This window comes from Brevibacterium mcbrellneri ATCC 49030 (genome assembly GCF_000178455.1).
Lineage (GTDB): Bacteria > Actinomycetota > Actinomycetes > Actinomycetales > Brevibacteriaceae > Brevibacterium > Brevibacterium mcbrellneri.
This window is the reverse complement of the sequence record NZ_ADNU01000083.1, coordinates 1-4,617: the sequence shown is the minus strand read 5'-3', so window position 1 is coordinate 4,617 and position 4,617 is coordinate 1. Positions and strand designations below refer to the sequence as shown.

Here is a 4,617-nt window from a genome sequence, read left to right as displayed (position 1 = left end):
CGGTGATGCTGGGAGGTGAGGTCGGCGCCCGCCTCGACCGTCAGCGTGACCCGGGCCCGCGCCCGCTCGGGAGCAGCCACCTGCGCGAGGGCGTACGCCACGCCCAGTGCGGGGAGCGTCTCGCGAGTCGGCCCCCCGGGGTCTGTCTGGGGCGGCGTCCTGGCAACCGTCTGCCGCTGAGCGTGTCAGATGGTCTGTGTAAGCCGTACCGAGAGGAACGGTAAGAATCATGACCATGACCGACGAGAAGACGCCGGGAGGGCCCTCGGGCCAGGACCTGGTCGAGCAGTTGAAGGCCGCCGGGCAGCTTGACGCTCTGTTCGCCCAGATCGACGAGGGAAAGGTCGAGCTGACCGGTGATGGCGGGTTCGTTCCCGCGCTGGTCAAGGCCGCCCTCGAGCGTGGCCTGCAGGCCGAGCTGACCAGTCACCTCGGCTACGAGAAGGGCTCAGCGGAAGCGGCCAAGCACGCTAACTCCCGCAACGGCACCACGCCGAAGACGGTCGAGTCCGAGGTCGGACCGATCGCGCTGGAGGTCCCGCGGGACCGGGCTGGGTCGTTCACTCCGCGCCTGGTCCCCAAAGGGCAGCGACGCCTGGGAGGGCTGGATGACATGATCATCAGCCTCTATGCCGGCGGAATGACGATCCGGGATATCCGGCACCACCTGGCCTCCACGCTCGGCACGGACCTCTCGCACGAGACGATCTCGAACATCACTGACGCCGTGCTCGAGGAGGTCTCCGCGTGGCAGGCGCGGCCGCTGGAAGAGTTCTACCCAGTCCTCTACCTCGACGCGATCCGGATCAAGATCCGCCAGAACAACCAGGTCATCAACCGTGCCGCCTATATTGCGGTCGGCGTGGATCTGGACGGGATCAAGCACGTGCTGGGCATCTGGGTCCAGGACACCGAGGGCTCGGCGTTCTGGGCCCACGTCTGCGCTGACCTCGCCAACCGGGGCGTCCGGGACGTGCTGATCGTGTGCTGCGACGGGCTCAAGGGCCTGCCCGAGGCGAGCGAGGCGACCTGGCCGGACTCGATGGTCCAGACCTGCGTGGTCCACCTGATCCGGGCCGCGACGCGGTTCGTGGCCTACCAGGACCGCAAGAAGGTCGCCGCCGCGCTGAAGCCGATCTACACCGCCGCCAGCGAGGACGCGGCATGGAAGGCGCTGGTCGAGTTCGAGACCTCCGAGCTCGGGAAGAAGTACCCCTCGGCCGTCGCGACGTGGGAGAACTCGTGGGATCGGTTCGTTCCGTTCCTCCAGTTCCCGCCCATGCTGCGGAAGGTCATCTACACGACCAACGCGATCGAGTCGTTGAACTACCAGCTGCGGAAGGTCACGAAGAACCGCGGCCACTTCCCCTCGACGGACGCAGCCGTGAAGCTGCTCTGGCTGGCGATCTGCAACATCGAAGACAAGCGAGCGCTCGAGAGGGAGAAGGAGCGTGGTAAGCCCGCCAGCCAGCGCAAGGCCCCCGGTCGGCTCGTCGAAGGCCAGATCGTCACGAACTGGAAGCAGGCCCTCGCCCAACTCGCTGCGGCCTACCCCGACCGGATCACCCCCTACCTGTGAACACCCCGCTTACACAGACAAATTGACAAGCCCCTGCCGCTCCGGCAGGATCGCCACCTTGCAGATCCTGGAACGCACTCTGCCCGATTCCGGCGCCGGACTGGCCGAATGGTGGACCACCCGCGGCCAGCCCGAGGACACGAGCTGGGCTGCCACCACCTACGCCGAACTCATCGACCGCACCGAATCCGCCGGCGAACGCCACGCCACCAGCCTCTCCCTGTCCCTTGACATGAGAAACGCTGCGGGGCAGATTCGCACCCCCGTCGGCGGTATCCGCGGCGCCGCCGCCGTCCTGCGCCAAGAGATCAATACCCTCACCGCCGAGCCCCGTTCGGCCGAGCTCACTCCGTCGAGTTGGCTTTCCCCGGCCAGATTGCGGTGATCCTGCGCTCGGTCTGCGATCCTGCGATCGCCGCCACCCTGGAACGCCACGGCCAGATCGGCCACGACCTCGCCACCGCCGGCCCCGTCGCGGTCAACGAAACTTGGAGTCGTATCCGCACCGACTCCGCCCACCACGCCGTGCTGTGGATTAGCGAATGGCCCCGCTCCATGGTCTACCCAGGCTTCCTCTCACCCATCCTGCTCTCCAACGGGATCCAACGGTCCTTCTCCCTGATCTGCACCCCCATGCGCTCCGACCAAGCCGCCCGCGACATCCGCAAGAAGAACGTCGAGCACATCTCCGACTAAACCCAACGCGCCAAAATCGGACAGATCGAAGACGTCTCCCAGACGGCTGAGTACCACGATGTCCTCCAGCAAGAAGCCGACCTCACCGCCGGCCACGGCATCCTGCGCTACACCGGCCTCATCACCATCACCGCCACCACGATCGAAGACCTCGACGCCCACGTCGCCGCCCTCGAACAAGCCGCCATCCAAGCCAACTGCGAAACCCGACTCCTCGCCGGACAACAAGCCAAAGCCTTCACCGCCGCAGCCCTCCCACTCTGCCGCCAGGTCTGACGACGACTAGGAAGGGGTCATTCGGGCACTGTGACGAGGCAAAAGGGATGGCCTGCGGGGTCAGCGTAGATGCGCCAGGCTTTCGGGCCTGGGTCCAAGACGTCAGTGAGTGGGTGGCCGCCTGCTGCCTCGACGGCGGCACATGCCTCCGAGAGGTCATCGACTAGCAGGTCAAGGTGAACCTGCAGCTCGCCTCTGTGGCCCGGCCACTGCGGGGGTTCGTAATCGGAGACGCGATGGAAAGAGAGGCGTCCGACAGGCTCCCAGTCCAGCGTCAACCACTGGTCATCACCGGTGGCCGGTGCAAGATCCAGGACTTTCTGCCAGAAGAGTGCTTCCGCTGTGGGGTCCTTGCACTCAAAGACGAGTTGCGTGAAGCGTCCGATTGCTGGCATCTCTCCATGCTAGGACGCATCACCTGACCAGCCAAACGGTTCTATCGGGGTGCAGGGTGCTCACCGCGTGCTGCCTGATCGATCGCATGGGCAAAGCGGGAGTTCATCGGGTCGTGCAGGTCGAACCACTCGATCGCTGCGAGGTCGTCGACGTGCGCTCGATACAGCTCAGGCCACGCTTCGCCAAGAACTTCGGTGTTGGTCGGTGTCGCGTATTCCAGTGCATCGCTGGCGACGGGGTCGACGCACACTGCTTCGCCGGCAGAGAACCATGAGGTCACGATGTGCCGCTCAGTCTCCGTCAGTGGTTCCGGTACCGGAGCCGCCACCATTCCGTAGTACGTGTCGTCATCTTCATCGATGGTCCACCGCCCCGCGGCAAGCTCGTCTCCGACGAGGGCAACGGTAGAGGCAATCAGTCTCCAGCGCTGCTCGGAAGTGTCACTCCAACGAGGTTCACGGTGATCCTCCTGGTCCGGGTCTTCAGGCACCCATTCTCGGACATGCTGCGCTGCGCCTCTCCACCAGAACGCGGGCATCCACACAGGAACTGACAACTCCATGAGCACCTCGCATCCGTCGATTCGGCTGTCCTCCATGACAGCCATTAGAGGACACCATGGCACACCTCCCTGATAGGCGAACCGCCGCTGCGTAGAGAGGACTGTTGGGATGGCGACGTTTGTTGATCCGGTTGCGGATGCTGCTGAGGCCTGTGAGGGGTTGCGTGGGTTGGCACACGCCACCCGGGCCTTTGAGGATCCGGCTGACACGTACCGGGTGTTGGGCGAAGTGTCGGGGTCGGTGCGGCTGTTGCGGCAGGTCCTGGACCAGCTGTCTCGTGCGCATGCTGATCACCGCGATATCGCGTTCACCGATGACCGCGTGCCTGCGGAGGCGGTGGCGTTGGCGGCGGCGGATGAGTTGCATCAGGCCACCGACGTGCTGGATGAGGTCGCTGACCGGGTGGTGCGCGCGCACGAAGCGTCCGGTCGGATCGCCTGGCACACCCACACCAAACCAGAGCCTTCACGGCGGTGGGTGAATGTGGTGTTCCTCCAGGGTGCCGAGGCCGATGAGGTGCTGGACCTGATTGATGTGGAGGGGGTGCAGGCGGGGATTGCGCATCTGGCGCAGTGGGACTTCGGCGACGAAACCACTGGTGCAGCGTTCGTGAACGGTGAGGTGTACGACGAGCTGCCGGCCGGACAGTGGGATCGCACCTTCGAGGCCGACGGGTATGTGCTGACCTACAACCCGCAGATGGGATATGTCGGGCTGGTCCGCGAACACCCCGACACCACGCCCACACCCGGAGAGGAGGAGGTCGTCGCTGCACGGGACGCGTTCAGTGGTGTCACCTCCGAGTCTCCGCGTCGAGCAGCTGACGGTACGGACTGGTTCGCACCCAAGGTGGGTGGCGGCGCAGCGTCGTCTTCGGTGGGGCGGTCGCTGTGAGCAGCGAGAAGGAACGGCTGCACGCTGCGGCCCGGTTGCAGGCTGAGCCGGCCAGGGTCGAGCGGGATTCGCGCGACCACCGGCCGGCTCGACACGCTGGAGACGACCTACGAAAAGGCCAAGGTCGGGCTCAACGCGATAACCGGGTTAATGCTCAAAATGTGTGTACGGTAGGGGCTTCTTGCCCAGTGTTCCGTAGGGCTTTAAGCATTT

4 protein-coding genes and 1 pseudogene are annotated in these 4,617 nt (G+C 65.2%); 3 read left to right on the top strand and 2 right to left on the bottom strand.

Features of this window, described 5'->3' with window-relative positions; genetic code table 11:
• Window positions 1–235 precede the first annotated feature (235 nt).
• Both HMPREF0183_RS11265 and HMPREF0183_RS11260 read left to right on the top strand, forming a co-directional pair.
• Window positions 236–1,579, top strand: a complete 1,344-nt coding sequence (locus tag HMPREF0183_RS11265) for an IS256 family transposase (RefSeq protein ID WP_040349104.1) — start codon at window positions 236–238, stop codon at window positions 1,577–1,579.
• Window positions 1,580–1,601: 22 nt separating this feature from the next.
• Window positions 1,602–2,551: pseudogene (locus HMPREF0183_RS11260) on the top strand (SCO6880 family protein); the annotation flags it as partial.
• 17 nt (window positions 2,552–2,568) lie between these two features.
• Here the strand turns inward: HMPREF0183_RS11260 and HMPREF0183_RS11255 are convergent.
• Window positions 2,569–2,946, bottom strand: coding sequence for a VOC family protein (locus HMPREF0183_RS11255; protein ID WP_005886241.1), 378 nt, complete (start codon window positions 2,944–2,946; stop codon window positions 2,569–2,571).
• 41 nt (window positions 2,947–2,987) lie between these two features.
• A complete protein-coding gene (locus HMPREF0183_RS11250) occupies window positions 2,988–3,554 on the bottom strand; it encodes a hypothetical protein (protein WP_005886240.1) in 567 nt (188 codons plus the stop codon).
• Between the two features lie 64 nt (window positions 3,555–3,618).
• Between HMPREF0183_RS11250 and HMPREF0183_RS11245 the strand changes: the two genes are divergently transcribed.
• A complete protein-coding gene (locus tag HMPREF0183_RS11245; RefSeq protein ID WP_005886238.1) occupies window positions 3,619–4,404 on the top strand; it encodes a hypothetical protein in 786 nt (261 codons plus the stop codon).
• Window positions 4,405–4,617: the final 213 nt, after the last annotated feature.